The sequence below is a fragment of the Mycobacterium branderi genome (assembly GCF_010728725.1).
In the GTDB taxonomy this organism is placed as follows: domain Bacteria; phylum Actinomycetota; class Actinomycetes; order Mycobacteriales; family Mycobacteriaceae; genus Mycobacterium; species Mycobacterium branderi.
The window spans coordinates 4,478,546-4,504,941 of record NZ_AP022606.1 but is presented as its reverse complement, the minus strand read 5'-3'; the positions used below and the strand labels follow the sequence as shown (position 1 = coordinate 4,504,941).

21 protein-coding genes and 1 pseudogene are annotated in these 26,396 nt (G+C 68.3%); 20 read left to right on the top strand and 2 right to left on the bottom strand.

Features of this window, described 5'->3' with window-relative positions; all coding sequences use genetic code 11:
• The first annotated feature begins 24 nt into the window (after positions 1-24).
• From G6N47_RS21720 to G6N47_RS21655, 14 genes and pseudogenes are all read left to right on the top strand, one after another.
• Positions 25-2,817, top strand: a complete 2,793-nt coding sequence (locus tag G6N47_RS21720) for an aminotransferase class I/II-fold pyridoxal phosphate-dependent enzyme (protein ID WP_083133469.1) — start codon at positions 25-27, stop codon at positions 2,815-2,817.
• Positions 2,818-2,830: 13 nt separating this feature from the next.
• Positions 2,831-4,354, top strand: coding sequence for a PucR family transcriptional regulator (locus G6N47_RS21715; RefSeq protein WP_083133470.1), 1,524 nt, complete (start codon positions 2,831-2,833; stop codon positions 4,352-4,354).
• A 91-nt stretch (positions 4,355-4,445) separates the two neighbouring features.
• Positions 4,446-5,078 (top strand): Rv1733c family protein, encoded by a 633-nt coding sequence (locus tag G6N47_RS21710; RefSeq protein WP_083133471.1) that lies wholly within the window; start codon positions 4,446-4,448, stop codon positions 5,076-5,078.
• 129 nt (positions 5,079-5,207) lie between these two features.
• Positions 5,208-6,473: an NAD(P)/FAD-dependent oxidoreductase gene (locus G6N47_RS21705; protein WP_083133472.1), complete on the top strand. Its 1,266-nt coding sequence runs from the start codon at positions 5,208-5,210 to the stop codon at positions 6,471-6,473.
• Between the two features lie 137 nt (positions 6,474-6,610).
• Positions 6,611-6,853 (top strand): annotated as a pseudogene (locus tag G6N47_RS21700) (GreA/GreB family elongation factor); the annotation flags it as partial.
• 11 nt (positions 6,854-6,864) lie between these two features.
• Positions 6,865-7,302 (top strand): GreA/GreB family elongation factor, encoded by a 438-nt coding sequence (locus G6N47_RS21695; protein ID WP_083133512.1) that lies wholly within the window; start codon positions 6,865-6,867, stop codon positions 7,300-7,302.
• 196 nt (positions 7,303-7,498) lie between these two features.
• Complete coding sequence (locus G6N47_RS21690; RefSeq protein WP_083133474.1) at positions 7,499-8,242, top strand: GntR family transcriptional regulator; 744 nt, start codon at positions 7,499-7,501, stop codon at positions 8,240-8,242.
• On the top strand, positions 8,239-8,466 hold the full coding sequence (locus G6N47_RS21685) for a 4Fe-4S dicluster domain-containing protein (protein ID WP_083133475.1): 228 nt from the start codon (positions 8,239-8,241) through the stop codon (positions 8,464-8,466). Before G6N47_RS21690 ends, G6N47_RS21685 begins: the two co-directional genes overlap by 4 nt.
• A gap of 11 nt (positions 8,467-8,477) precedes the next feature.
• Complete coding sequence (locus tag G6N47_RS21680; RefSeq protein WP_083133476.1) at positions 8,478-9,821, top strand: ABC transporter substrate-binding protein; 1,344 nt, start codon at positions 8,478-8,480, stop codon at positions 9,819-9,821.
• Positions 9,818-10,666 carry an ABC transporter permease gene (locus G6N47_RS21675; RefSeq protein WP_083133477.1) on the top strand — a complete coding sequence of 283 codons (849 nt, stop codon included), beginning with the start codon at positions 9,818-9,820 and terminating at the stop codon, positions 10,664-10,666. The genes G6N47_RS21680 and G6N47_RS21675 overlap by 4 nt, the downstream gene beginning before the upstream one ends.
• Positions 10,663-11,403 carry an ABC transporter ATP-binding protein gene (locus G6N47_RS21670; RefSeq protein ID WP_083133478.1) on the top strand — a complete coding sequence of 247 codons (741 nt, stop codon included), beginning with the start codon at positions 10,663-10,665 and terminating at the stop codon, positions 11,401-11,403. Before G6N47_RS21675 ends, G6N47_RS21670 begins: the two co-directional genes overlap by 4 nt.
• Entirely contained in the window at positions 11,400-14,087 is a 2,688-nt protein-coding gene (locus tag G6N47_RS21665; RefSeq protein WP_083133479.1) for a fumarate reductase/succinate dehydrogenase flavoprotein subunit, read from the top strand. Before G6N47_RS21670 ends, G6N47_RS21665 begins: the two co-directional genes overlap by 4 nt.
• 56 nt (positions 14,088-14,143) lie before the next feature.
• Positions 14,144-14,710, top strand: a complete 567-nt coding sequence (locus G6N47_RS21660; protein WP_372517481.1) for a TetR/AcrR family transcriptional regulator — start codon at positions 14,144-14,146, stop codon at positions 14,708-14,710.
• Positions 14,711-14,819: 109 nt separating this feature from the next.
• A complete protein-coding gene (locus G6N47_RS21655; protein ID WP_083133480.1) occupies positions 14,820-15,959 on the top strand; it encodes an acyl-CoA dehydrogenase family protein in 1,140 nt (379 codons plus the stop codon).
• 2 nt (positions 15,960-15,961) lie between these two features.
• On the opposite strand, the gene G6N47_RS21650 is transcribed toward G6N47_RS21655, so the two are convergent.
• Together G6N47_RS21650 and G6N47_RS21645 are read right to left on the bottom strand one after the other, a co-directional pair.
• On the bottom strand, positions 15,962-17,167 hold the full coding sequence (locus G6N47_RS21650; RefSeq protein WP_179966410.1) for a serine hydrolase domain-containing protein: 1,206 nt from the start codon (positions 17,165-17,167) through the stop codon (positions 15,962-15,964).
• Positions 17,168-17,204: 37 nt separating this feature from the next.
• Entirely contained in the window at positions 17,205-18,494 is a 1,290-nt protein-coding gene (locus G6N47_RS21645; protein ID WP_083133482.1) for an HNH endonuclease, read from the bottom strand.
• A gap of 133 nt (positions 18,495-18,627) precedes the next feature.
• Here G6N47_RS21645 and pyrR point away from each other — a divergent pair, with 133 nt between their 5' ends.
• Genes pyrR through carB form a run of 6 tightly spaced genes read left to right on the top strand, consistent with a single transcriptional unit; the run spans position 18,628 to position 26,395 of the window.
• On the top strand, positions 18,628-19,191 hold the full coding sequence (gene pyrR, locus G6N47_RS21640) for a bifunctional pyr operon transcriptional regulator/uracil phosphoribosyltransferase PyrR (RefSeq protein WP_083133483.1): 564 nt from the start codon (positions 18,628-18,630) through the stop codon (positions 19,189-19,191).
• Positions 19,188-20,135 carry an aspartate carbamoyltransferase catalytic subunit gene (locus G6N47_RS21635; RefSeq protein WP_083133484.1) on the top strand — a complete coding sequence of 316 codons (948 nt, stop codon included), beginning with the start codon at positions 19,188-19,190 and terminating at the stop codon, positions 20,133-20,135. The genes pyrR and G6N47_RS21635 overlap by 4 nt, the downstream gene beginning before the upstream one ends.
• On the top strand, positions 20,132-21,424 hold the full coding sequence (locus tag G6N47_RS21630) for a dihydroorotase (protein ID WP_083133485.1): 1,293 nt from the start codon (positions 20,132-20,134) through the stop codon (positions 21,422-21,424). The genes G6N47_RS21635 and G6N47_RS21630 overlap by 4 nt, the downstream gene beginning before the upstream one ends.
• Positions 21,421-21,921: a PH-like domain-containing protein gene (locus G6N47_RS21625; RefSeq protein ID WP_083133486.1), complete on the top strand. Its 501-nt coding sequence runs from the start codon at positions 21,421-21,423 to the stop codon at positions 21,919-21,921. The genes G6N47_RS21630 and G6N47_RS21625 overlap by 4 nt, the downstream gene beginning before the upstream one ends.
• On the top strand, positions 21,921-23,048 hold the full coding sequence (gene carA, locus G6N47_RS21620; RefSeq protein WP_083133487.1) for a glutamine-hydrolyzing carbamoyl-phosphate synthase small subunit: 1,128 nt from the start codon (positions 21,921-21,923) through the stop codon (positions 23,046-23,048). The genes G6N47_RS21625 and carA overlap by 1 nt, the downstream gene beginning before the upstream one ends.
• Positions 23,048-26,395, top strand: a complete 3,348-nt coding sequence (carB, locus tag G6N47_RS21615; protein WP_083133488.1) for a carbamoyl-phosphate synthase large subunit — start codon at positions 23,048-23,050, stop codon at positions 26,393-26,395. The genes carA and carB overlap by 1 nt, the downstream gene beginning before the upstream one ends.
• The last annotated feature ends 1 nt before the right edge of the window (position 26,396 follow it).

Here is a 26,396-nt window from a genome sequence, read left to right as displayed (position 1 = left end):
ACTGCCAAGGGACACACTGGCCATATGGACCGCGACGGCAAACGCCCCCGACGACTTCGTGTTTCCGCGCTGGCGGCGGTAGCCAATCCGTCGTACTCCCGGCTGGACACGTGGAATCTGCTCGACGACGCCTGCCACCAGCTCGCCGTCCTCAACCGGGCCGGGCTGGACACCGCACACGAAGCGGCCCGGGCCAAACGCCTGATCAAGCGGCTCGCGGCCTACGAGCGGTACTGGCTGTACCCGGGCGCGGAGAATCTGGCGGCCTTCCGCGAGTACCTCGACAACATGGCCACGGTGCGGCTCGCCGAGGAGGTGTCGCTCGCGGTGCGGCTGCTCTCCGAATACGGCGACCGCGCAGCGCTGTTCGACACGTCCGGGTCGCTGGCCGACCAGGAGCTGGTGGCGCGGGCCAAGGAACAACAGTTCTACACCGTGCTGCTCGCCGACGACTCCCCGGCGACGGCCCCGGAGAGCCTGGTCGAATGCCTGCGCGCGCTGCGCGACCCCGCCGATGACGTGCAGATCGAGCTGCTGGTGGTGCCGAGCGTCGAGGACGCGATCACGGCCGTCGCGCTCAACGGCGAGATCCAGGCCGCAATCATCCGCCATGACATACCGCTGCGTTCGCGTGACCGGGTGCCGTTGATGACGACGTTGCTCGGCGCCAGCGACAAAGTCGTGGCCAGCTACGACTGGGTGGAATGCGGGGAGTGGATCCGCGAACTACGCCCGCACATCGACCTGTATCTGCTCACCGACGAGTCGATTGCCGCGGAGACCGAGGACGAGCCCGACGTCTACGACCGCACGTTCTACCGGCTCAACGACGTCACCGACCTCTACAGCACGGTGCTCGCCGGCATCCGGAACCGTTACGCCACACCGTTTTTCGACGCGCTGCGCGCCTACGCCGCCGCACCGGTCGGCCAGTTCCACGCCCTGCCCGTCGCGCGCGGCGCCAGCATCTTCAACTCCAAGTCGCTGCACGACATGGGTGAGTTCTACGGTCGCAACATCTTCATGGCCGAGACGTCGTCGACGTCGGGCGGGCTCGACTCGCTGCTGGATCCGCACGGCGCGATCCGGGCGGCGATGGACAAGGCCGCAGTGACATGGAACGCCAATTCGACCTACTTCGTCACCAACGGCACCTCGACTGCCAACAAGATTGTGGTACAGGCGCTCACCCGGCCCGGCGACATCGTGCTCATCGACCGCAACTGCCACAAGTCGCATCACTACGGCCTGGTGTTGGCCGGGGCCTACCCGCTGTATCTGGACGCCTATCCGCTCACGTCCTTCGCGGTCTACGGCGCGGTCTCGCTGGCCACCATCAAACAGGCGCTGCTCGACCTCGAGGCGGCCGGCCAGTTGGACCGGGTGCGCATGCTGCTGCTGACGAACTGCACGTTCGACGGCGTCGTCTACAACCCGCGCCGCGTGATGGAGGAGGTGCTGGCGATCAAGCCGGACATCTGCTTTCTGTGGGACGAGGCGTGGTACGCGTTCGCGACCGCGGTGCCGTGGGCGCGCCAGCGCACCGCGATGATCGCCGCCCAGCAACTGGAAGCGATGCTGTCCTCGCCTGCCTATGCCGAGGAATACCGCCAATGGCGTGTCGAGATGGACGGGGTCGAGCGCGCCGACTGGGTCAACCATCGGCTGCTGCCGGAGCCCGGCCGCGCCCGAATCCGGGTTTACGCAACACATTCCACGCACAAGTCGCTGTCGGCGTTGCGGCAGGCGTCGATGATCCACATCCGCGACCAGGATTTCCAGGCCAAAAGCCGCGACGCCTTCGGTGAGGCGTTTTTGACTCACACCTCCACCTCGCCCAACCAGCAACTGCTCGCGTCGCTGGACCTGGCGCGCCGGCAGGTCGACATCGAGGGCTTCGAGATGGTCCGCTACGTCTACGACATGGCGCTGGTGTTTCGGCACCGGGTCCGCAAAGACCGGTTGATCGGCAAGTGGTTTCGCATCCTCGACGAATCCGACCTGGTGCCTGAGGAGTTTCGGGCCTCGACGGTCAGCTCGTACCGGCAGGTGCGTCAGGGCGCACTGGCGGAGTGGAACGAGGCGTGGCGTTCGGACCAGTTCGTGCTGGACCCGACGCGCGTCACCCTGTTCATCGGGAAGACCGGCATGAACGGGTACGAGTTTCGCGAGAAGATCCTGATGAACCGATTCGGCATCCAGATTAACAAGACGTCGATCAACAGCGTGCTGCTGATCTTCACGATCGGCGTCACCTGGTCGAGCGTGCACTACCTGCTCGACGCGCTGCGGCGGGTGGCCGCCGATTTCGAGCGCAACCTGGCCGCGGCCGGCACGGAAGACCGCACGCTGCACGAGCGCCGGGTCGAGGAGATCACCGAGGATCTGCCCGCGCTGCCCGATTTCAGCGAATTCGACAACGCATTCCGTCCCGACAGCTCTTGCTCGTTCGGCGACATGCGGTCGGCCTTCTACGCCGGATACGAGGATTCCGACCGCGAACACGTTCAGCTCGGTGCGGCCGGGCGCCGACTCGCCGAGGGAAAACCGTTGGTGTCCACCACGTTTGTGGTGCCCTACCCGCCGGGCTTCCCGGTGCTGGTCCCGGGTCAGGTGATCTCCAAGGAGATCCTGTATTTCCTCGCCGAGCTCGACGTGAAGGAGATCCACGGCTACAACCCCGAGCTCGGACTGTCGGTGTTCACCGAGGCGGCACTGCAGCGCATGGCCTCCACCAGGCGGGCCGTGGCCCAAGCAAGCGGAAACGGCAACGCCTCGGAGGTCGCGGTCGCGTCCACCCGCGCCGTCCTCGGCTGAGAGTGCTCGTTCAGTGATCACTTTGGACCGTTTGGTCAACGTTCTCGGTGGTTACGGTGTCCGCTTGCGGTGGTCTTCGGTGCCGAGATCGACCGAACTGCGCAGCGTGGTGATCCACGAAACCGGCGTCGACCGCCCGATTTTGGGCGACGTGTTGCTGGCGGTCGGTGCGGGGTCGCTGCGGGAAGCGGTGCGGTGGGCCGCCGCGGCGCGAGCGGTCGTGGTGTTGACACGTGGCGGTGACGAGCCGATCACGTTCGACGACGACGCCGGGACCGGCGCCGTCATGGTGGTCGACGAGACAGTGTCGTGGAGCGAGCTGGCCGCGGTGGTCTATGGACTGGTGTTGGAGGGTCGCGAGACCGAATCCGGCCGTGGCCCAACCGATTTGTTCGCGCTGGCGGATAGCCTCGCCGATGCGGTCGGGGGTGCGGTGGTCATCCACGATCGGCTCTTGCAGGTGCTGGCGTATTCGCGGCGGCAGCAGCACACCGATGCGGCCCGGGTGTCGACCATCCTGGAACGCCAGACACCCGAGAAGCTGCGCGAATTATTCGTTGCCCGTGGGGTGTTCGCGCACCTGGAGGTTTCCGACGAACCGGTGTTCGTCGCCGCGGACGCTGAACACCGGCTGATCGGGCGCATGGCGGTGGCGGTGCGCTCGGGCGGGGAGCTCATCGGGTCGGTGTGGGTGGCGTGTGCGGCGCCGCTGGACCCGGCTGCGCGCACCGCACTGGCCGAGGGCGCGCACACCGTGGCTCTACACCTGTTGCGATCGCGTGCCAGCGCGGATTTGGAGCGCCAGGTCGAATCCGACCTGGTGATTCGGTTGTTGGAGGGCGCAGCCGATGCCGCCACCGCGGCCAGCAGGCTGGGTCTGTTGCCGCACAGCCGACTACGGGTGATCGCCCTGCAGGCGTTCATCGACGCAGAACGTGATGCCGCGCTGCTGCTGGCGTTCGAGCGCGCCACCACCGGGTTCGGCTGGTCGCGGCCGGGCCGCAGCGCCCTGGCCGGCAACACCGTCTACACCCTGCTTCCCGGCGACCAGGCGGCGGCGCGGCGCTGGGTCACCGGTTTGCGGGCCGCCCTTCCGGAGGGCGTGGCGGTGTTGGCCGGCATCAGCGGGCCGGCCGAGGTCGCGGATCTGTCCGCCGCGCGCCGCGAGGCCGACGAGTGCCTGGCGCTGCACGAGACGACGCCGCACGACGCGCCTCCGGCGTACGACGAGTCATGGGACGACATCCTGCTGCAGCGGCTGCGCACCGCCGCGCGGTCCGGTCGGTCGCCGGACCGTGGGCCGGTGGCCGAGCTGCGCCGCCATGACCAGGCCCATGCGACCGACTACGTGGCCACGCTGCGTGCCTGGCTGGAGGCGCAGGGCGACCCGGCCGGGGCCGGCCAGCAGTTGGGGGTGCACGAGAACACCGTGCGTTACCGCCTGCGCAAGATGGCCGAGATCACCAATCTGCCACTCGACGACGCCAAAAAGCGGCTGGCCATGATGATCGAACTCGCGGCCGGCGAGCCCGACTGACGGTTCCTCTGTCGAAACGCGACAAAGCGCCTCGGGGCAGTTGTCCGGCCGGGGCAAACCGCCTGGCCGTCATCCACGCCACGATGGGCACATGACCACCCCGCACCCCGACCGTCAGCGGCTGCCGGGCTTTCGGCACGACGACGACGCCTTTGCGGTGCGGCTGCCGCGGTGGCGCGTCCTGCTGCTGTTGGGCCGCAGCCCGCTGCTGCGGGGCAGCGACCGGATCGAAGGGCTGGTCTTGGTGCTGGCCATCGCAATAGCGGTACTGGGGATCCCCGTCGCCGCCGCCGTCGGCACCGTCGTCCATGACGCTCGCCAGCAGGTCTACGCCGAGCAGGCACAAGATCGGCGGTTGGTCACCGCGGTCGTCACCGACACCGGAATTGCCACCACGCCGCCGCGGAAGCCGGGCAAGACCATCGCGGTGAAGGCCCGCTGGGTCGCCGACGGCGCCGAACACACCGGCGTGGTCGCTGCGCAGCATACGGTCAAACCGGGTGACGCGATTGATATTTGGGTGCACGAGGACGGCGCCCCGGCGGGTGCGCCGACCAGAACCGCCGTGGACGAGGCGGTGGCCGCGGCTCTCGCGCTGTGGTTATGTGTCGGCCTGGCCGCGGCGGCGTTGTTCATTAGCACCCGGGCGGCCCTGGACCTCGTCCGCTACCGGCAATGGCAGCGTGATTTCGACAGCATGGCCGGTGACGCTGGCCGGCATTGACTCTGCCGGGCGTTGTCGGAAAGCGACAACCGCACACCGCGGCGTTGTCCGGTCTCGGCAAGCACAGGCCCTCCAACCCGCACCACGATGGGAATTACCAACCGAATTCCCAGCTTCCGGAGGTGTGCGATGGCCGGCGTCGAACAAATCGACGGGGGACCGCGGTCGGCGATCGTCGTCGGTGCGGGCATCGTCGGATTGTCGACGGCGTGGTTTTTGCAGGACCGCGGAATCGAGGTCACCGTGGCCGACCGCACCGGCGTGGCCGCGGGCGCCTCCTGGGGCAACGCCGGATGGGTTGCCCCGGGGCTGATTTGTCCGCTGAACTCCCCGGGACTGCTGCGCCACGGACTGCGCGCCCTGCGCGACCCGGTCAACCCGCTGCAGATCCCGTCGGCCGGCGATGCGGGGTTCGGCAGCTTCTTGGCGCACTTCGCCGCCCATTGCCGGCGGTCGTCGTGGAAGCGGGCACTGCGCGCCAACGTGGCGCTCAACGAGGAATGCATCGAAGCCTTCGACGTGCTGATCGGCAACGGTGTCGACGCGCCGGTGACCGATGCGCCGATCACCGCGGTGTTTCCCACCGCCAACGAAGCGCAGCAGATGTTGTGGCAGCAGCGCCAGCTCGAAAAGGCAGGCCAGACAATGTATGTCACGGCATTATCGGGCGAGGCGTTGCGCGAACAAGTTCCGCTGGCGGCCCCGGCCGTGACCGCCGCGCTGAACATCAATGCCCAGCGCTTCGTCGACCCGCGGCGGTTTGTCGAGGCGCTGGGCCGCGCCGTGGTGGCGCGTGGCGCCGTGATGCAGCGGCTGGAAATCCGCGACGTGCTCAGTACGGCCACCGGCGTTGCGGTGTATCCGCATCGGGGCAAGCCGCTGACCGCCGACGTCGCGGTGATCGCAACCGGCGCACGGTTGGCGCAGCTGGCCAACCGCTGGCTGCGGATCCCGGTGCAGGCCGGTCACGGCTACTCGTTTCGGGTTCCCGTCGACCGCCCGCTGACCGGACCCATCTACCTGCCGGGTGCCCGGGTGATGTGCACTCCACACAGGGGCGCCATGCGTGTCTCGGGTATCACCCAATTCCACCATCCGCGTGACCCCTTCGCTTCGGCGCGGGTCGAGGCTGTCGTTACCGCGGCCGCGCCCCTGCTTGACGGCGTGCGCTGGGCCGAGCGCAGCGACCTGTGGGTGGGCGCATGCGCGTTTACGCCCGACGGCCGCCCATTGATCGGAGAGGTGTCAGCGGGCGTGTATGTGGCCGGCGGGCATGGCATGTGGGGATTGGCACACGGTCCGGTCACCGGTCGGCTCTTGGCCGAACACATCAGCACCGGCAAGCAACCCGAACCCTTCGCCGAATTCGATCCGCTCCGCAGAAGCGGCCACTGACACACACCAAGACCGAGCTTGCCCACCGGGCAGCCGAGTCGTCAGGGGCGGCAGCCGGTTTCGGCCCGCCCCTGGCGACAACCCTCGATACGAAAGATAAGGACACCATCGAAATGACCAGAGCCAGACGCGGACCCGTCGCGAAACCGGGCATGGTACTCACGATCCGCTACGACGCCACCGGCGAGACCGAAACGTTCATTCTCGGCCGACGTGGCGCGCCCGACGACACGGATCTCACTGTGTACTCGATGGCGTCGCCATTGGGCCGCGCGATTGCCGGCGCACGTCCTGGCGAGCAGTGCAACTACGCGATTCCCGACGGGCCGCATCTGCCCGTGACGCTGCTCAGTGCCGTGCCCTACCGCAGTGCAGCGTGAAAGGAACGAACATGACCAGCACACAACAACATCCGTGGATCTCTCCGCAGGCATACGAGCGGCTGCAAAGGGAGCTGGCCACTCTTCGCGAGTTATCTGCCAACGGAACCGCTGACTGCGAGCGGCGGGTGCGGATAAAACAGATCCATGATCTGCTGGCCAATGCCGTGGTCGGCGAGGACCCACCCGACGACGGGATTGCCGAACCGGGAATGGTTTTGACCATCCGTTACGACGACACCGGTGACGTAGAAACCTTCTTGCTGGGTGTGCGCGGCGCCGAATACGCCGATATGGAGGTCTACTCCAGCCAGTCCCCGTTGGGTGCCGCGATCATGGGCGCACGTCCCGGCGAACAGCGTACTTATCGGCTGCCCAGCGGAACCGCGCTCAGCGTCACCCTGGTCAACGCCGTGCCCTACGGCATTCACAACGCTGGCGAAAGCTGACATCCGGGCGAAGACCGCGGGTTTTGTTCACCGGGATCGGAACCGACGGCGTTTGACCAAAGGTGGCGCAATCGTCGGCTGATCCCGGGTTTCGGCTGGTAACGCGGGAGCGCCGGGCGGCGCAATGCGCCGGGTTGCCTGGCCGCCGGCATTTCGGCTGGCCAGGGCGCCTCGCCGGCGCCGATAGCGTGACGGCGTGGCCCTTGCCGTACCGATACCGATCCGCCGGCCCCGCGCCGACCGTGCGCGCCAGGTCGCCGACGTGCTGCGGCAGGCGATCCACCGCGGCGCCTACGACGACGGGCTGCCCACGGAGCAGCAGCTGGCAGCAGAGTTCTTCGTCTCCCGCAACACAATTCGGGACGCTCTTGCCGTGCTGAAGAACGAGGGGCTCATCGATCGCGGCCCGCGCGTCGGAACCCATGTCGCACAGCGCAAATACGACCACGGGCTCGACACTCTCATGGGTCTGAAAGAAACCTTCAAAGGCTACGGCGACGTCCGCAACGAGGTGCGAGCGGCAATGACCGTCGCCGCTCCGCCTTCGGTGGCGCAGCGGCTGCAACTGGCGCCGGGCCAGCAGGTGGTGTTCGTCGAACGGCTGCGTTACCTCGGTGGGTTGCCGTTGAGCCTGGACCTGACGTATCTGGCTCCCGACGTCGGCGCCGAGATCCTGGCCCAGCCGCTGGAGACCAACGACGTGTTCGCCCTCATCGAGGAAGTCAGCGGGCGTCGGCTGGGCTCGGCGACGTTGGCGCTGGAGGCCATTCCCGCCGACCCGCATTCCGCGGCAGCGCTGCAGGTACCTGACGGTGCGGCGCTACTGATGCTGGAGCGGCTCACCAGTCTCGATGACGGCAGACCCGTCGACCTTGAATACATCCGGATGCGCGGTGATCGAATCACCATGCGCGGCAGCCTGGTTAGGAGTTCGACGTGACACTGGTCAATCAGCGCGCCGACGTCCCGGTAACCATCGACGAGTCGCTGTGCATCGACGGCTGCACGCTGTGCGTCGACATCTGCCCAATGGACTCGCTGGCCATCAACCCCGACACCGGGAAGGCCTTCATGCACGTCGACGAATGCTGGTACTGCGGCCCGTGCGCGGCCCGCTGCCCGACCGGCGCGGTGACCGTCAACATGCCGTATCTGCTTCGCTGACAGGACATTTCATGAAACGATCCGCCGTACTACTGGCGCTGGCGCTGATCGCCTCCGGTTGCGCGCTGGACTCCAGCGATGCCGTCGGCGTCGTCGTCGGCTATCAGTCCAAGACCATCAACACAGTGACGGCCGGCACGCTGCTTCGCGCCCAGGGTTATCTGGAACGCCGACTCGACGACATCACCAAGCGCACCGGCACGAAATACCGTGTCACGTGGCAGGATTACGACACCGGCGCGCCGATCACCGCCCAGATGGTCGCCGAAAAGATCGACATCGGCTCGATGGGCGACTACCCGATGCTGATCAACGGGTCGAAAACCCAGGCCAACGAGCGCGCCCGCACCGAAATCGTCTCGGTCACCGGCTACCAGCCCAAGGGAGCACTGAACATGGTGGTGGTGACGCCGGCGTCGCCAGCGGGGGCAATCACCGACCTGGCCGGGAAGAAAGTCTCCGCCAGCGTCGGCTCGGCTGGCCACGGCACTCTGGTGCGGGCCATGGCGAATGCCGGGATCAGCGGCGTCGAGGTATTCAACCAGCAGCCGCAGGTTGGCGCTTCGGCGCTGGAATCCGGTCAGGTGCAAGCACTCTCACAGTTTGTGGCCTGGCCTGGTCTGCTGGTCCACCAGGGCAAGGCCAAACTTCTCTACGACGGCGCCGAGCTGAACTATCCGACGCTGCACGGCGTCGTGGCGCGTCGCGCCTACGCGGCCGCCCACCCGGAGGTGCTCGACGCGTTCCTGCAGGCGCAGCTCGATGCCACCGACTTCATCAACACCAAACCGCTGGAGGCGGCGCGCATCGTCGCCCAGGGCAGCGGGCTGCCGGCCGAAGTCGTCTACCTCTACAACGGCCCAGGCGGCACCGCGTTCGACACCACGCTCAAAGCGCCACTGGTCGACGCGCTGAAAGGTGATGTGCCGTACCTGAAGTCGATCGGCGACTTCGCCGACCTCGACGTCGCCGGCTTCGTTCAGGACGCGCCGCTGCGGGCCGCGTTCGCCACCCGAAAGCTCGACTACGACAAGGCGGTGGGCCAAATCGACCACCCGTCGCTGACTGGCGGCGAGCTGTGGCTAGACGGATCGGACACCACCCAATCGGTGGCCGACCCCACCGCACTGCTGCGGGCCGTGCGCGACGCCGCCGCCCACGGCGCGCGCGTACGCGCGGCCTACGTCCATGACGCCGAACTGGGTACCCGATGGTTCGCCGACAAATCGGTGTGGGTCCGCGACGGCCAGAACTTCCTGCCGTTCGACACCACGGCGGGCGCGCACCGCTACGTCGCCGCGCACCCGGGCAGCGTCGCTGTCGACTACCAGCAAGCGCTGGCGGGTGCGGCATGACCGCCGTCGAGATCGACGCCCCGGTGGCAATCACGCCGGTGATCGCCGTGCCGCGCCGGGGCCGCTCGCCGTGGCGGTCGCGGGTGCTGCGGGTCGCGTCGGTGGCCGCCGCGATCGGGTTGTGGCAATTGCTCACCGCGGGCAATGTGCGGTGCTGGCTGCGGTTCGACACGCTGCCGACGGTCACCGAGATCGTGAGCGCACTGGCCCGTCGGCTTGCGACCGACGGATACTGGCTTGACTTGGCGCAGTCGCTGATTCGCATCCTGTCCGGCTTCGGGCTGGCTGCCGTGGTCGGTGTCGGCACCGGCATCCTGCTGGGCCGTTCCCGGTTGTTCGCCGATGTTTTCGGCCCGCTGACCGAGTTGACGCGACCGATCCCGGCGATCGCGGTGGTGCCGGTGGCGATTCTGTTGTTTCCCACCGACGAGGCCGGCATCGTGTTCATCACCTTCCTGGCCGCGTATTTCCCGATCATGGTCAGCACCCGGCATGCGGTGCGGGCACTGCCCACGCTGTGGGAGGACTCGGTGCGCACCCTCGGCGGCGGCCGGTGGGACGTGCTGACCCGGGTCGTGCTGCCCGGCATCCTGCCCGGCGTGTTCGGCGGCCTGTCGGTGGGCATGGGCGTGGCGTGGATCTGTGTGATCTCCGCGGAAATGATCTCCGGTCGCCTCGGTGTCGGGTATCGCACCTGGCAGGCCTACACCGTGCTGGCCTATCCCGACGTGTTTGTCGGAATCATCACGATCGGGGTGCTCGGGTTCGCCACCTCGGCGGCGGTGGAACTGGTGGGACGCCGGGTGACGCGATGGCTGCCGCGTGGTGAGGAGAACGCTCGATGACGACCGGCATGAGCCTTGAGCTGGATCGAATTCGCCTGTCCTACAACGCGTCTCCAGTGATTGAGGATCTCAGCCTGACCGTGCGGCCAGGGGAGATCCTGGTGCTGACCGGGCCGTCGGGTTGCGGTAAGACGACGGTGCTGCGTGCGCTGGCCGGGCTGCTGAGGCCCGACGCCGGCCGAGTGCTCGCCGACGGCGCCCAAGTCACCACCACCTCCGGCGACCGCGGCGTGGTGTTCCAGGACAACGCGCTGTTGCCGTGGCGCAGTGTGCGCTCCAACATCGAGCTTGCGCTGCGGCTGCGCGGCGCGCCGCGGGCCACCCGTCGCGCCCAGACCGACCGGTGGATCGCCGAGCTCGGGCTGACCGGCTTCGGCGACTACCTGCCCAAGAACCTCTCCGGCGGCATGCGGCAACGCGTCCAGCTGGCCCGCGGCCTGGCCGGCGCGCCACGAGCGGTGATGATGGACGAGCCGTTCGGCGCGCTGGACACCCAGACCCGCGCGGCCATGCAGCGGCTGCTCATCGACACCTGGCGCACCCACCCGACGACCATCGTGTTCGTCACCCACGACGTCGACGAAGCGCTGACGCTGGGCGACCGGGTCGCGGTGCTCGGCCGGGCCGGGCAGCCGCTGCGCGCGCTCGTCGACGTGCCGGCGCCGCGCATTGCACAGGACCGGCCGCAGCTACGTACGGAAATCCTTGCCGCACTTGAGTATTCGGTGGCAGCATGATAGAGATCCCCGACCCAGCGGCGCCAACTAGGCTCGACTGCGACGTGCTGGTCATCGGCGGCGGCACCGCCGGCACCATGGCCGCGCTGACCGCCGCCGAGCACGGCGCCCAGGTGCTGCTGTTGGAGAAGGCGCACGTGCGCCACTCCGGGGCCCTCGCGATGGGCATGGACGGCGTCAATAACGCCGTCATCCCCGGCAAGGCCCAACCCGAGGACTACGTCGCCGAAATCACCCGCGCCAACGATGGAATCGTCAACCAGCGCACCATTTACCAGACCGCCACGCGCGGGTTCGCTATGGTGCAGCGGCTTGAGCGCTACGGCGTCAAGTTCGAAAAAGACGAACACGGCGAATACGCGGTGCGCCGAGTGCACCGCTCCGGCTCCTACGTGCTGCCGATGCCCGAGGGCAAGGACGTCAAGAAGGCGTTGTATCGGGTGCTGCGGCAACGCTCGATGCGCGAGAAGATCCGCATCGAGAACCGGCTGATGCCGGTGCGGGTGCTCGTGCAGGACGGCCGCGCGGTCGGTGCCGCCGCATTGCACACGCGCACAGGCGAATTCGTCGCCGTCGGCGCCAAGGCGGTAATACTCGCGACCGGGGCGTGCGGCCGCCTGGGTCTGCCGGCGTCGGGCTACCTGTACGGCACCTACGAGAACCCGACCAACGCCGGCGACGGGTACTCGATGGCCTACCACGCCGGCGCGGAGCTGTCCGGCATCGAGTGCTTTCAGGTCAACCCGCTGATCAAGGACTACAACGGGCCGGCCTGCGCGTACGTGGCCAACCCGTTCGGCGGGTACCAGGTCAACGCGTTGGGGGAGCGGTTCGTCGACTCCGACTACTGGTCGGGCCAGATGATGGCCGAGGTGCGCAGCGAGATCGAATCGGCCCGCGGGCCAATCTATCTGAAGGTGTCGCATCTACCGGATGAGACACTGACGGCGCTGGAGAACATCCTGCACACCACCGAACGGCCGACTCGCGGGACGTTCCACGCCAACCGCGGACACGACTACCGCACCCACGACATCGAGATGCACATCTCCGAGATCGGCCTGTGCAGCGGGCATTCCGCGTCAGGAGTATGGGTCGACGAGCATGCGCGGACCACGGTGCCCGGGCTCTACGCGGCCGGCGATCTGGCGTGTGTGCCGCACAACTACATGATCGGCGCGTTCGTCTTCGGTGACCTGGCCGGTGCGCACGCGGCATCGACGCTGTCGGAAGTAGGTGCGCCGCAACGTCTCCCGGAAGACCAGTTAAGCGAGGCCCACACGCTGATCTACCGGCCGCTGCGCCATCCGGACGGCCCGCCGCAACCCCAGGTGGAATACAAGCTGCGGCGGTTCGTCAACGACTATGTGGCACCGCCCAAGACGGCAGCCAAACTATCGATTGCGGTGCGGACCTTCGAGCGGATGCGCGACGAGATCGCCGAGATGGGTGCCCGCACGCCGCACGAGCTCATGCGCGCCGTCGAGGTGTCGTTCATCCGGGACTGCGCGGAGTTGGCCGCCCGCTCGTCACTGACCCGCACCGAGTCGCGCTGGGGCCTCTACCACCAACGCTCCGACCTGCCCGCGCGCGACGATCAGCAATGGGGCTACCACCTCAACGTGCGCAAAGCTTCGGACGGATCGATGCAGTTCATCAAGCGCCCGGTCGCGCCCTACTTCATCGCGGTGCCCGAACTCGAGACGGTGCCGCCGACGGACCAAAGCCCACACGCGGTGGAGCAGCCACAGTTGGTCGGCGGTCAGGCCCCGGCCGGCATCCGGTCGCGGATCACCGCTGAACCGGCGGCCGGGCCGCCGTCGCCGCGGATCGTCGCCGTGCTGGCGCTCGAGGAACCGACCGTCGTGAAACTGGCTGGGTTTCTTGCCGATTCGGATGCCGGAGTGCGACGCACGGCGGTCAGCGCACTGACCGAACACACACCGGACGGCTACGCGGCGGCGCTGCTGGAAGCCCTCGACGACACCGACCCGGGCGTGCGCCGGGTGGCCGCCGACGGCGTGCGCGAACTCGTCGAAGTGCTGCCGCAACCCGAAGCCGGACGCGCATATCTGACGTCGGCCGACCCGGTGGTCCGCGCCGTGGCCGTCTACTTGCTGGCCGCGCGCCGGGCCGGCGAGGCTGCACAGTACCGTCGGGCACTCGCAGACGCGGATCATCGGGTGCGCATCGAGGCGGTACGGGCGCTGGTATCCGTCGACGACGCGGACGGTGTGGCCGCCGCCGCCGGCGACGACAACCGGGAGGTTCGCATCGCGGCCGCCAACGGCCTGGCCACGCTGGGGTCGGGGGTGGCCACCGTCCGCGGGTTGATCGCCGACCCGGATCCGCTGGTTAGCGCGGCCGCGCTGGCCGCGCTCGGCGAACTGGGTTGCGGCGCCGACGATGTGGCCGCCGTGGAGCAGGCGCTGCGGGCACCGGCCTGGCAGGTGCGCGAAGGCGCCGCCAAAGCGCTGTCGGGCGCCGCGGCCGAGGTTGCCGTTCCGCGCCTGGCCCAGACGCTGGCCGACGAGCACCTCGACGTGCGCAAGGCGGCGGTGCTGAGCCTGACCCGGTGGGCCGCGTCGGACGTCGCCGCGCGGGATGCGCTGGGCATCGCGCTCAAAGACGACGACGCTGACGTCCGCGCCTATGCCCGCCGGGCGCTAGCGGCCTCAATATGACATTTGCGTCAAATTAGTGCAATCAGCGGCCGCAGAACTCACTAGGCTTGATCAACGTGGTGACTTCGGCTGGCTCGTCCAATTCGCGGCTGTCCGTGGATGACTGGGTGCAGGAAGGCTTCCGGGTGCTTGCGGAGGATGGCCTCAAGGGGCTGACCCTCGACCGGCTGTGCCGACGGCTCGGCGTCACCAAAGGCAGCTTCTACTGGCACTTCAGCGACATGAAGGCCTACCGTAAAGCGCTGATCGACACCTGGGCCGCGGTCCGCGACGAGGACCGCTGGTATTTCGACGACCTGGCCGGCGACCCGCCCCGGCAGCGGCTGTCCCGGATGATGACGGCGCTGGTGGGCCCCCGGCATTGGATGCTGGAGCGTGCGATGCGGGAGTGGGCGCGCTCGGAGGAGACAGTCGCCAAGGCGGTACGGGCATCCGATCAGCGGGTGGTCGACGCCGTCCGGCAGGCGTTTCTCGACGACGGCTTCGACCCGGAAGAGGCCGACATGCGCGCCAACGCGACGTTCGCCGCCGGTATCGGATTCCTGCACCTGTCGGGGTCGCGGCCCAGCCCCCGGGCGGCCGGGCGCCGCGAGGACTTCATCGAGGTCATGCTGCGGCACTGACTGCGAACTCGAAACTGCGCACAGTGCACAATTTTTCGCGCTTTTGCGCCGTGACCGCAGTCTCGATGTCCAGCAAGACCATACCAAAAGGTATGGTACGGTCCTCGCCATGGTCACTGCTGACTTTGTCACCAGCCTGGCGGAACGCGCGGGCGACGCGGAACAGCTGCGACGGCTGCCGCGTGAGACTGTCGACGACTACCGCCGATCCGGGCTGGCGCGGTTGCTGATGCCGGCGCGATACGGCGGGCAACAGGCAGAGTTTCCCGAAATCTTCGATGTGGTACGGCAAATGGCGCACGGCTGTGCGTCCAGTGCCTGGACGCTGGGTTTCTACACCTTGCACAACTGGATGCTCGCGCTGCTGAGCAAGCAGGCCCAGGACGAGGTGTTCGCCGACGGGCCGGTGCTGTGCCCGGCGCCGCTGGCTCCGACCGGGCGAGGGGTACCGGTCGACGGCGGCATCCGGCTTTCCGGGCGGTGGTCCTGGGCCACCGGCGTGATGGACGCCGACTGGGTGCTGGTCGGCGCCATCTGCGACCCCGAGGGCAGCCCGTATCCGGCGCTGGCGCTGCTGCCGGCGTCCGATGTCCGCGTCGAGGACGTCTGGCACGTCGCCGGGATGTGTGCCACAGGCTCCAACGACGTCGTCATCGACGACGTGTGGGTGCCCGGCCATCGGCTGGTCAAGGTGGTCGACATCTACAGCGGCACCACGCCGGGCGCCGCGCTGCACGACGCGCCGGTGTACCGCTGGCCGATGGTGCCCGCACTGGCGTTGACCGCGGCGATGCCGGCGCTGGGCTCGGCCGAACTGGTCGCCGACACCTATGCGCGTCGGCTTGGCGAACGGGTGTTGGCGTATTCCGGTGTGGCGCAAAAGGATCAGCCCGCCGCGCAAATCCGGCTGGGCGAGGCGCGGGTGCGGCTGCGTGCCCTGCACGCCCTGCTCGACGACACCGCGAACCGGATCCAGTCCGCCGTGCGCTCCGGTCAGCGGGTCAACCGCGCGGCCCGCGCCGACGCCCGGGCCGCGGCCGCGCACATCGTGCACGAGTCCCGATCGGTCATCGCCGACCTGCTGGAAGCGTCTGGAGCTAGCGCGCAGTTCCTGGACAACCCGTTGCAGCGCGCCAAGCGGGACGTCGACGTCATCTCCGGGCACGTGGTGTTCGACTACGACGTCAGCCGTGAACTCGCCGGCGCGCTGGAGATCGGCGCGAAAGTCTCGCCGATCGCGATGATCTAGGTCTAGAGCCCCAGCGCCTGGTAGGTGCGGCGGACGAATTTCGGTTGCACCGCTTGCAATCTCGCCTGTGAGGTGTTGCCCGCGACCGCTGCGGCGGCATCGGCCGACATGGTGGGCATGTTCTGCACGAAGTACAGCAGGATCAGCTCGGCGGCGGGATCGGCCTGCCACCACGTGCCGTATGCGCCGGGCCAGCTGAACGTTCCGAGCCCGCCGGGCCCGAACAGCGGCGTCGACTTCGCCGGATCGGTGACCACCGACAGGTTCAGCCCGAACCCGCGGCCGATCCAGAACGGCGCCCCCAGGAAAGGATGTCGCTTCTGCTCGTCGGTGAGCCGGTCGCTGCGCATCGCCTGCACCGACTCGTCCGACAGCACCCGCACGGCGTCGAGAGTTCCGCCACCCAACAGCATTTCGACGAACCGCAGGTAGTCGTCTGCGGTGGACCACAAGCCACCGCCGGCATTGGGGAATGCCGGCGGAGTCAGGTGCGGCGGCCCCATCACGTCGTGGCGAAGCCGATTGTTCTCGTCGAGCCGGTACATCGTCGCGGCGCGGCGGCGGCCCTCGGCCGTGACGCAGAAGCCGGTGTCGACCATGCCCAGCGGCTGCAGGATTCGCTCGTCGAGCACTTGGTGGAATGGCTTGTCTTCGATGCGGGAGACGAGCACCCCGAGGACGTCGATCGAATGGCTGTAGGTCAACCGCTCGCCGGGCTGGTGAACCAGCGGCAACTCGGCCAGTGCCGCCAGCCAGACGTCGGGGCCCTGCCCGAACGGCAGCCGAGCGTACGCGCGCGAGATCGGGCCGCCGACGGAGAATCCGTACGCCAGCCCACTGGTGTGGGTGAGCAGGTCCGCGACCAGGATCGCCCGCTGTGCCGGATGGGTCTGGTCCAGCGGGCCGTTCGGATCGTCGAGCACCCGCATGTCTGCGAGCTCGGGCAGCCAGCGCGCGACCGGGTCGGCCAGCGCCAGCTTGCCCTCGTCCACCAGAGTCATCGCGGCGGCAACGGTGACGGGCTTGGTCATCGACGCGATGCGAAACAGCGTGTCGCGCTGCATCGGTAGCGCGGCATCGATATCGCGATAACCGATCTCGTTGACCTGCAACACTTTTCCGTGCTGCCATACCACCGTGACCGCACCGGCCAGCAGGCCGGCGTCGCAGGCCGCGCGGATGGAGGCCTGGTTACCGTCGAGATTCACGTCGTCAGGGTATCCGCTGGGCGTGGCCGTCCATCTGCTAGGCGGCATGGAGGCTGGTCAGCGCAATGCCGATTCGGGTCTCGATTTCGCTGACGGTCACCCTGAGCGGCCCGGGCAGCGGTGGTGCCGTCGAGTGGTAGTGCGCACCGGTCGGCGTAATGAATTCCGCTGTGTGCTGGCCCGTTTCGTCCACCGTGGTGCTGACCTGCCAGCCGGGTGATTCCTTGACATAGTTGCAGCGCTCGCAGGAACCCAGCCCGTTCGTGGCGGTGGTGGGTCCGTCGCGATGGTGCGGGCGGGCGTGGTCGCGGTGCCGGATCGGGGCGTCACAGTATGGGGTCCGGCATCGCTGGTCGCGTAACCCGATAAAGGTGGCGAGCCCCTTCGGGAAGCGGCGCGCCCGCGACTCCATCGCTACCAAGGCCCCGGAGCGGGGATGACGGTAGAGCCGGCGCAGCGTGGCCCGCGAGCGCGCGTCGGCGACGGCCTGGCTTATCAAACCGCGGGCCACGGCCGCCGGGATGGGGCCGTAGCCGTCGACCACCGCGGGAGCGTTGTCCCCGCCGAGCAGCGCCTCGTCGGAGATGACCAGGTTGACCGCAACGGGTTCGGCGATCTCGGCGGGTCGTCCGGTGACGCGTTCGACCAACGTGTCGGCCATTACTTGACCGCGGGTCCGGTCGTCGAATGTGGTGTCTGCCGCCCGCTTGAGCGCCGCATACACGGAAACGCCTTGTGCGACCGGCAATAACGCGGTCACCCAGGCCATAGTGTCGGGAGCCGGGCGAATCGTCACCGTGCGTTCGGACGCGGCCTTCGCGGCCCGATCGACCACCGCCTGTGCGTTGAGCCGGTAGGCGATGGCCTTTGCCGCAGCGGCGATCCGCGCATCACCCAGTCCGTCTAATGCGGACAGGTCGGCGCACATCTCGGCGTCGAGTGTGCGGCGGTCCTCGACGTCCAAACAGGCCGACTCGCGCACGATCAGGGTGGCCCGCCACTCGGACAACTGGCCGACCTCCAGTGCCGCGAGCGTGTGCGGCATCTCGTACACCAGTGCCTTGGCGAATCCCAGGTGCCGTCCACCCCGCGCCGGCGAATCCCGTCGCGCAAGCGCGACCTCACTGGCGACTCCCCGCCCGCGCTGAGCCAACGGAACGCCCGCATCCGCCTCAGCGGAGCGGCGCAACGCATCCAGCGCCGCCGCCGCGCGCGCCTGGCCCGCAGCAGCAGCCGATTTCACCCGCTCCAACTCGGCAACCCGCGCGATCAGCGTCGCCTCGTCGGCATGGTCGTCCACACCTGCGAGCCCACTCAAATCGAACATACTTGCGACACTACTCCGACCCGCCGACACGGCCCGCATCGTCACCGGATTCCCAGGCAGTGCTAGGCTGCCCGGCAGTCGACATCCTTTAACGATCCGTCCGGTGAGGCGGAGAAGGAGGTCAAGGTCTCGCATGGGTGCAGCGGGTGACACCGGCACCGGCCGCGAATTGATGTCGGCGGCCGACGTGGGCCGCACCATTTCCCGGATCGCGCACCAGATCATCGAAAAGACCGCTCTGGACGGACCCGACGCGCCGCGCGTGGTGTTGCTGGGGATCCCGACCCGCGGCGTGATCTTGGCCGAGCGACTGGCCGCCCACATCGCCGAATTCAGCGGCGTGCACGTGGCCCACGGCGCGCTGGACATCACGCTCTACCGCGACGACCTGATGCAAAAGCCGCCGCGCCCGCTGGAAGCCACCTCGATCCCGGCCGGCGGCATCGACGACGCCCTGGTGATCCTGGTCGACGACGTGCTGTACTCCGGGCGCTCGGTGCGCTCGGCGCTGGACGCGCTGCGCGACATCGGCCGGCCGCGGGCCGTGCAGCTGGCGGTGCTCGTCGACCGCGGCCATCGCGAACTGCCGCTGCGCGCCGACTACGTCGGCAAGAACGTGCCGACCTCGCGCAGCGAGAGCGTGCATGTGCTGCTGCGCGAACACGACGACCGCGACGGGGTGGTGATCTCGCGATGAGCCCCAGACACCTGCTGGCTGCCGGCGACCTGAGCCGCGACGACGCCACCGCGATTCTCGACGACGCCGACCGGTTCGCCGAGGCGCTGGTCGGCCGCGAGGTGCGCAAGCTACCCACGCTGCGCGGGCGCACGATCATCACGATGTTCTACGAGAACTCCACCCGCACCCGGGTGTCGTTCGAGGTGGCCGGCAAATGGATGAGCGCCGACGTGATCAACGTCAGCTCGACGGGATCCTCGGTGGCCAAAGGGGAGTCGCTGCGCGACACCGCGCTGACGCTGCGGGCCGCCGGCGCCGACGCGCTGATCATCCGCCACCCCGCGTCGGGCGCCGCGCATCTGCTGGCCGACTGGACCGCCACGGAAACCGGTGGCCCCTCGGTGATCAACGCCGGCGACGGCACCCACGAACACCCGACGCAGGCGCTGCTGGACGCCCTGACCATTCGCCAGCGCCTCGGCGGCATCGAGGGCCGGCGGGTGGTGATCGTCGGCGACATCCTGCACAGCCGGGTCGCCCGCTCCAACGTCATGCTGCTGGCAACCCTGGGCGCCGAAGTGGTGTTGGTGGCCCCGCCCACGCTGCTCCCGGTCGGCGTCGCCGACTGGCCGGTCACCGTCTCCTACGACCTGGACGCCGAATTGCCCGCCGCCGACGCGGTATTGATGCTGCGCGTGCAGGCCGAGCGGATGAACGGCGGCTTCTTCCCGTCCGCGCGCGAGTACTCGGTGCTCTACGGGCTCTCCGACCGCCGCCAGGCGATGCTGCCCGGCCACGCCGTGGTGCTGCACCCCGGCCCGATGTTGCGCGGCATGGAGATCGCGTTCTCGGTGGCCGACTCGTCGCAATCAGCTGTGCTGCAACAGGTTTCCAACGGGGTCCACGTGCGGATGGCCGTGCTGTTCCACCTGCTGGTCGGGGCGGAGGAGGCGGTGGCATGACGGTGTTGATCCGCGGGGTGCGGCTGTACGGCGAGGGGGACCGGGTCGACGTGCTGGTCGACGACGGGCAAATCACCGAGATTGCCGCCAGGGTTTCGATTCCCGAGGACGCCGACGTCATCGACGCCACCGGGCAGGTGCTGCTGCCCGGCCTGGTCGACCTGCACACCCACCTGCGCGAACCCGGTCGTGAATACGCCGAAGACATCGAAACCGGTTCGGCCGCAGCCGCTTTGGGCGGCTACACCGCCGTGTTCGCGATGGCCAACACCAACCCTGTCGCCGATTCCCCGGTGGTCACCGACCACGTGTGGCAGCGCGGGCAGCAGGTCGGCCTGGTCGACGTGCACCCGGTCGGCGCCGTCACCGTCGGGCTGGCCGGGACCGAGCTCACCGAGATGGGCATGATGGCCGCCGGAGCGGCGCAAGTCCGGATGTTCTCCGACGACGGCAAGTGTGTGCACGATCCGCTGGTGATGCGCCGCGCGCTGGAATACGCCACCGGCCTGGGGGCGCTGATCGCCCAGCATGCCGAGGAGCCGCGGCTGACCGTCGGCGCGGTCGCCCACGAAGGGCCCAACGCCGCGCGGCTTGGCCTGGGGGGCTGGCCGCGGGCGGCCGAGGAGTCGATCGTGGCCCGCGACGCGTTGCTGGCCCGCGACGCCGGCGCCCGGGTCCACATCTGCCATGCCTCCACCGCAGGCACCGTCGAGATCCTGAAATGGGCTAAACAGCAAGGGATTTCGATCACCGCTGAGGTCACCCCCCATCATCTGCTGCTCGACGACGGCAGGCTGGCCAGCTATGACGGAACCAACCGGGTCAACCCGCCGCTGCGGGAATCCGCCGACGCCGTCGCGCTGCGTCAAGCACTTGCCGACGGGGTAATCGACTGTGTGGCCACCGACCATGCTCCGCACGCCGAGCACGAGAAATGCGTCGAGTTCGCCGCGGCGCTGCCCGGGATGCTCGGGTTGCAGACCGCGCTGTCGGTGGTGGTGCAGGCGATGGTGCAGCCGGGTCTGTTGACCTGGCGGGACGTGGCCAGGGTGATGAGCGAGAACCCCGCCCGCATCGCGCGGCTGCCCGATCAGGGCCGGCCGTTGGAGGTCGGCGAGCCGGCCAACCTGACCGTAGTCGATCCCGACGCCACCTGGACTGTGGCCGGAGCGGAACTGGCCAGCCGGTCGGCTAACACGCCCTACGAGTCGATGACGCTGCCGGCCACCGTGACCGCAACGCTGTTGCGCGGCAAGCTCACAGCGCGCGACGGAAAGAGTCCGGCATGAATTCCGGAACGCTGGTCGCGTCGCTGATCTTCGCCGCGGTGTTGGCGGTGGTGATCGCGTTCGTGATCCAGCTGATGATGCGCGGCTGGCGGCACCGCGCCGAGCGGCAGGCTTCGCTGGTCGGCACGCTGCCGGCGGTGCCCGACACCGTCGGCGCGCCGATCGTCGCACCCACCCGCGGCATGTATGTCGGCTGCACGCTGGTGCCCAGCTGGCACGACCGGGTTGCCGTCGGCGACTTGGGCTATCGCACGAAGGCGGTGCTGACCCGCTATCCGGAGGGAATCATGGTGCAGCGCAGCGGCGCCCGGCCGATCTGGATTCCGCAGGAGTCGATCACGGCCATCCGCACCGAGCGCGGCATGCTGGGTAAAGCCATGACGCACCCGGGCATTCTGGCGATCCGGTGGCGGTTGCCGTCGGGGGCCGAGATCGACACGGGCTTCCGCGGCGACAACCGCGACGAGTATGCCCGCTGGCTGTCGGAGGCCGGCTGATGGACAAGGCCGTACTGGTCCTCGAGGACGGCCGGGTGTTTTCCGGCAAGCCGTTCGGCGCGATCGGTGAGACGCTGGGCGAGGCGGTGTTTTCCACCGGCATGTCCGGCTACCAGGAGACGCTGACCGATCCCAGCTACCACCGCCAGATCGTGATCGCCACCGCGCCGCAGATCGGCAACACCGGCTGGAACACCGAAGACGGCGAGAGCCGCGGCGACAAGATCTGGGTGGCCGGCTACGCCGTCCGCGATCCCTCTCCGCGACCGTCGAACTGGCGGGCTACCACGACGCTGGAAGACGAGCTGGTCCGCCAGAACGTTGTCGGAGTCGCCGGCATCGACACCCGCGCGGTGGTCCGCCACATCCGCAACTTCGGCTCGATGAAGGCCGGAATCTTTTCCGGCGCAGCGCTGGCCGAGCCTGAGCAGCTACTGGAGCGGGTGCGGGCCCAACAGCCGATGCTGGGCGCCGATCTGGCCGGCCAGGTCAGCACCCCGGGCAGTTATGTGGTCGAACCTGAAGGGCCGCATCGGTTTACCGTCGCCGCACTCGATCTCGGGATCAAGACCAACACCCCGCGCAATTTCGCCCGCCGCGGAATCCGCAGCCACGTGCTGCCATCGTCGGCAACCTTCGAGCAGATCGCCGAGCTCAAGCCGCACGGCGTGTTCTTGTCCAACGGCCCCGGCGACCCCGCCACCGCCGACCACATCGTCGCCGTGACCCGCCAGGTGCTAGACGCCGAAATCCCGTTGTTCGGCATCTGTTTCGGCAACCAGATCCTGGGCCGGGCACTGGGCTTGTCGACCTACAAGATGGTGTTCGGCCACCGCGGCATCAACATCCCGGTGATGGACCACGCCACCGGGCGGGTCGCCATCACGGCGCAAAACCACGGCTTTGCGCTCGAAGGCGAAGCCGGGCAGCGGTTCGACACGCCGTTCGGCCCGGCGGTGGTCAGCCACACCTGCGCTAACGACGGCGTCGTCGAAGGTGTGAAACTCGTCAGCGGACAAGCGTTTTCGGTGCAGTACCATCCGGAGGCCGCCGCCGGCCCGCACGACGCGGAGTACCTGTTCGACCAGTTCGTCGACCTGATGGGCGCCCGAGGGGAGGGGCGCTGATGCCGCGGCGCACAGACATCAACCACGTTCTGGTGATCGGATCCGGGCCGATCGTCATCGGGCAAGCCTGCGAATTCGACTACTCAGGCACCCAGGCCTGCCGGGTGCTCAAAGCCGAGGGCCTACAGGTCAGCCTGGTCAACTCCAACCCGGCCACGATCATGACCGACCCCGAGTATGCCGACCACACCTACGTCGAACCGATCACCCCGGCCTTCGTCGAACGGGTGATCGCCCAACAGGCCGAGCGCGGGAACAAGATCGACGCACTGCTGGCCACCCTGGGCGGGCAGACAGCCCTGAACACCGCGGTCGCGCTGTATGAGAACGGCGTGCTGGAGCGCTACGACGTCGAGCTGATCGGCGCCGACTTCGACGCCATCCAGCGCGGCGAGGACCGCCAGCGCTTCAAGGACATCGTCGCCAAGGTCGGCGGCGAATCCGCCCGCAGCCGAGTCTGTTTCACGATGGACGAGGTCCGCGAAACGGTCGCCGAACTCGGTCTGCCCGTCGTGGTGCGGCCGAGCTTCACGATGGGCGGTCTCGGCTCGGGCATGGCGCACAGCGCCGACGAGGTGGAGCGGATGGCCGGCGCCGGGCTGGCCGCCTCGCCGAGCGCCAACGTTCTGATCGAGGAATCCATCTACGGCTGGAAAGAATTCGAGCTCGAGCTGATGCGCGACGGCCACGACAACGTCGTCGTGGTGTGCTCGATCGAGAACGTCGACCCGATGGGCGTGCATACCGGCGACTCGGTGACCGTCGCACCTGCCATGACGCTGACCGACCGGGAATACCAGCGGATGCGAGACCTGGGCATCGCGATCTTGCGGGAAGTCGGCGTCGACACCGGCGGCTGCAACATCCAATTCGCGGTCAACCCGCGCGACGGCCGGCTGATCGTCATCGAGATGAACCCGCGGGTGTCACGATCGAGCGCACTGGCGTCGAAGGCCACCGGCTTCCCGATCGCCAAGATCGCCGCAAAGCTGGCCATCGGCTACACCCTCGACGAGATTCTCAACGACATCACCAAGGAAACCCCGGCCTGCTTCGAACCCACCCTGGACTACGTCGTGGTCAAGGCGCCACGGTTCGCGTTCGAGAAATTCGTCGGGGCCGACCCGACGCTGACCACCACGATGAAATCCGTCGGCGAGGCAATGTCGTTGGGCCGCAACTTCGTCGAGGCGCTCGGCAAGGTGATGCGGTCGCTGGAAACCAGCCGTGCCGGGTTCTGGACCGCACCGGATCCACAAGGCGGCCCTCAAGACACCCTGGAACGCCTGCGCACACCGACCGAAGGCCGGCTCTACGACATCGAATTGGCGTTGCGCCAAGGCGCCACGGTCGAGCAGGTCGCGGAGGCCTCCGGCGTCGACCCGTGGTTCGTCGCGCAGATCGCCGAACTGGTCACGCTGCGCCGCGAGCTGGTCGACGCCGCGGTGCTCGATGCGGATCTGCTGCGGCGCGCCAAATACAGCGGGCTCTCGGACCGCCAGATCGCTGCATTGAGGCCAGAACTGGCCGGCGAGAACGGCGTACGCTCGCTGCGCGGACGGCTCGGCATCCACCCGGTGTACAAGACCGTCGACACCTGCGCCGCCGAGTTCGAGGCCAAGACCCCGTACCACTACAGCAGCTACGAGCTCGACCCGGCCGCCGAGACCGAGGTGGCGCCGCAGCCCGAGAAACCCAAGGTGCTGATCCTCGGCTCCGGACCCAACCGGATCGGCCAGGGCATCGAATTCGACTACAGCTGCGTGCATGCGGCAACCACGTTGAGCCAGGCCGGCTTTGAGACCGTGATGGTCAACTGCAACCCGGAGACGGTGTCCACCGACTACGACACTGCCGACCGGCTGTATTTCGAGCCGCTGACCTTCGAGGATGTCCTCGAGGTGTTCTACGCCGAATCCCAGTCGGGGGCCGGGGGACCAGGCGTCGTCGGCGTCATCGTGCAGTTGGGCGGGCAAACCCCGCTCGGTCTGGCGCAACGGCTGGCCGACGCCGGGGTGCCGATCGTCGGAACGCCGCCGGAAGCCATCGATTTGGCCGAGGACCGGGGCGCGTTCGGCGACGTGCTGACGGCCGCCGGCCTGCCGGCGCCAAAGTACGGCACTGCGACGACGTTCGAACAGGCCCAGCGGATCGCCGCGGATATCGGCTACCCGGTTCTGGTGCGGCCGTCCTATGTGCTGGGCGGCCGGGGCATGGAGATCGTCTACGACGAGGAAACGCTGCGCGGCTACATCACCCGCGCCACCGAACTGTCGCCCGAGCACCCCGTGCTCGTCGACCGCTTCCTCGAGGACGCCATCGAGATCGACGTCGACGCACTCTGCGACGGCGCCGAGGTCTACATCGGCGGGATCATGGAGCACATCGAGGAGGCCGGGATCCACTCCGGCGACTCGGCGTGCGCGCTGCCGCCGGTGACGCTGGGCCGCACCGACATCGACAATGTGCGGCGCGCGACCGAGGCCATTGCCCACGGCATCGGGGTGGTGGGGCTGCTCAACGTGCAGTTCGCGCTGAAAGACGACGTGCTCTACGTGCTGGAGGCCAACCCGCGCGCGAGCCGCACCGTGCCGTTCGTCTCCAAAGCCACCGCGATACCGCTGGCCAAGGCGTGCGCCCGGATCATGTTGGGCGCCAACATCTCTCAGCTGCGTGAGGAAGGGATATTGGCCGCGGCGGGCGACGGCGCCAGCGCCGCACCAGATGCGCCCATCGCGGTCAAGGAAGCCGTGTTGCCGTTCCACCGGTTCCGCACCGTCGACGGCGCGGGTATCGACTCGCTACTGGGCCCGGAGATGAAATCCACCGGCGAGGTGATGGGCATCGACCGTGACTTCGGCAGTGCTTTCGCCAAGAGCCAGACCGCCGCATACGGATCGCTGCCGGCACAGGGCACCGTGTTCGTGTCGGTGGCCAACCGGGACAAGCGATCGCTGGTTTTCCCGGTCAAGCGTCTGGCCGACTTGGGGTTTCGGGTCCTGGCCACCGAGGGGACAGCGGAAATGCTGCGGCGCAACGGTATTCCCTGCGACGTGGTCCGCAAACATTTCGAAGAGCCCCGACCGGGCCGTCCGCAGATGTCGGCAGTGGATGTGATCCGCGCCGGCGAGGTCGACATGGTGATCAACACGCCCTACGGCAACTCCGGACCGCGCATCGACGGCTACGAGATCCGTTCGGCCGCAGTCGCAATGAACATTCCCTGCGTGACGACTGTCCAGGGCGCCTCGGCCGCTGTGCAGGGCATCGAAGCCGGGATTCGGGGTGTCATCGGAGTGCGCTCGTTGCAGGAACTGCACAGCGCGCTGGGCAACGGCGGCCACTAGT

Excerpts from the sequence above, each read along its gene's own strand:
- pyrR (WP_083133483.1), top strand. The coding sequence starts at position 18,628 with ATGGGTGCAGCGGGTGACACCGGCACCGGCCGCGAATTGATGTCGGCG.
- G6N47_RS21710 (WP_083133471.1), top strand. The coding sequence starts at position 4,446 with ATGACCACCCCGCACCCCGACCGTCAGCGGCTGCCGGGCTTTCGGCAC.
- G6N47_RS21680 (WP_083133476.1), top strand. The coding sequence starts at position 8,478 with ATGAAACGATCCGCCGTACTACTGGCGCTGGCGCTGATCGCCTCCGGT.
- carB (WP_083133488.1), top strand. The coding sequence starts at position 23,048 with ATGCCGCGGCGCACAGACATCAACCACGTTCTGGTGATCGGATCCGGG.
- G6N47_RS21675 (WP_083133477.1), top strand. The coding sequence starts at position 9,818 with ATGACCGCCGTCGAGATCGACGCCCCGGTGGCAATCACGCCGGTGATC.
- G6N47_RS21665 (WP_083133479.1), top strand. The coding sequence starts at position 11,400 with ATGATAGAGATCCCCGACCCAGCGGCGCCAACTAGGCTCGACTGCGAC.
- carA (WP_083133487.1), top strand. The coding sequence starts at position 21,921 with ATGGACAAGGCCGTACTGGTCCTCGAGGACGGCCGGGTGTTTTCCGGC.
- G6N47_RS21655 (WP_083133480.1), top strand. The coding sequence starts at position 14,820 with ATGGTCACTGCTGACTTTGTCACCAGCCTGGCGGAACGCGCGGGCGAC.
- G6N47_RS21695 (WP_083133512.1), top strand. The coding sequence starts at position 6,865 with ATGACCAGCACACAACAACATCCGTGGATCTCTCCGCAGGCATACGAG.
- G6N47_RS21705 (WP_083133472.1), top strand. The coding sequence starts at position 5,208 with ATGGCCGGCGTCGAACAAATCGACGGGGGACCGCGGTCGGCGATCGTC.
- G6N47_RS21635 (WP_083133484.1), top strand. The coding sequence starts at position 19,188 with ATGAGCCCCAGACACCTGCTGGCTGCCGGCGACCTGAGCCGCGACGAC.
- G6N47_RS21625 (WP_083133486.1), top strand. The coding sequence starts at position 21,421 with ATGAATTCCGGAACGCTGGTCGCGTCGCTGATCTTCGCCGCGGTGTTG.
- G6N47_RS21630 (WP_083133485.1), top strand. The coding sequence starts at position 20,132 with ATGACGGTGTTGATCCGCGGGGTGCGGCTGTACGGCGAGGGGGACCGG.
- G6N47_RS21670 (WP_083133478.1), top strand. The coding sequence starts at position 10,663 with ATGACGACCGGCATGAGCCTTGAGCTGGATCGAATTCGCCTGTCCTAC.
- G6N47_RS21720 (WP_083133469.1), top strand. The coding sequence starts at position 25 with ATGGACCGCGACGGCAAACGCCCCCGACGACTTCGTGTTTCCGCGCTG.
- G6N47_RS21645 (WP_083133482.1), bottom strand. The coding sequence starts at position 18,494 with ATGTTCGATTTGAGTGGGCTCGCAGGTGTGGACGACCATGCCGACGAG.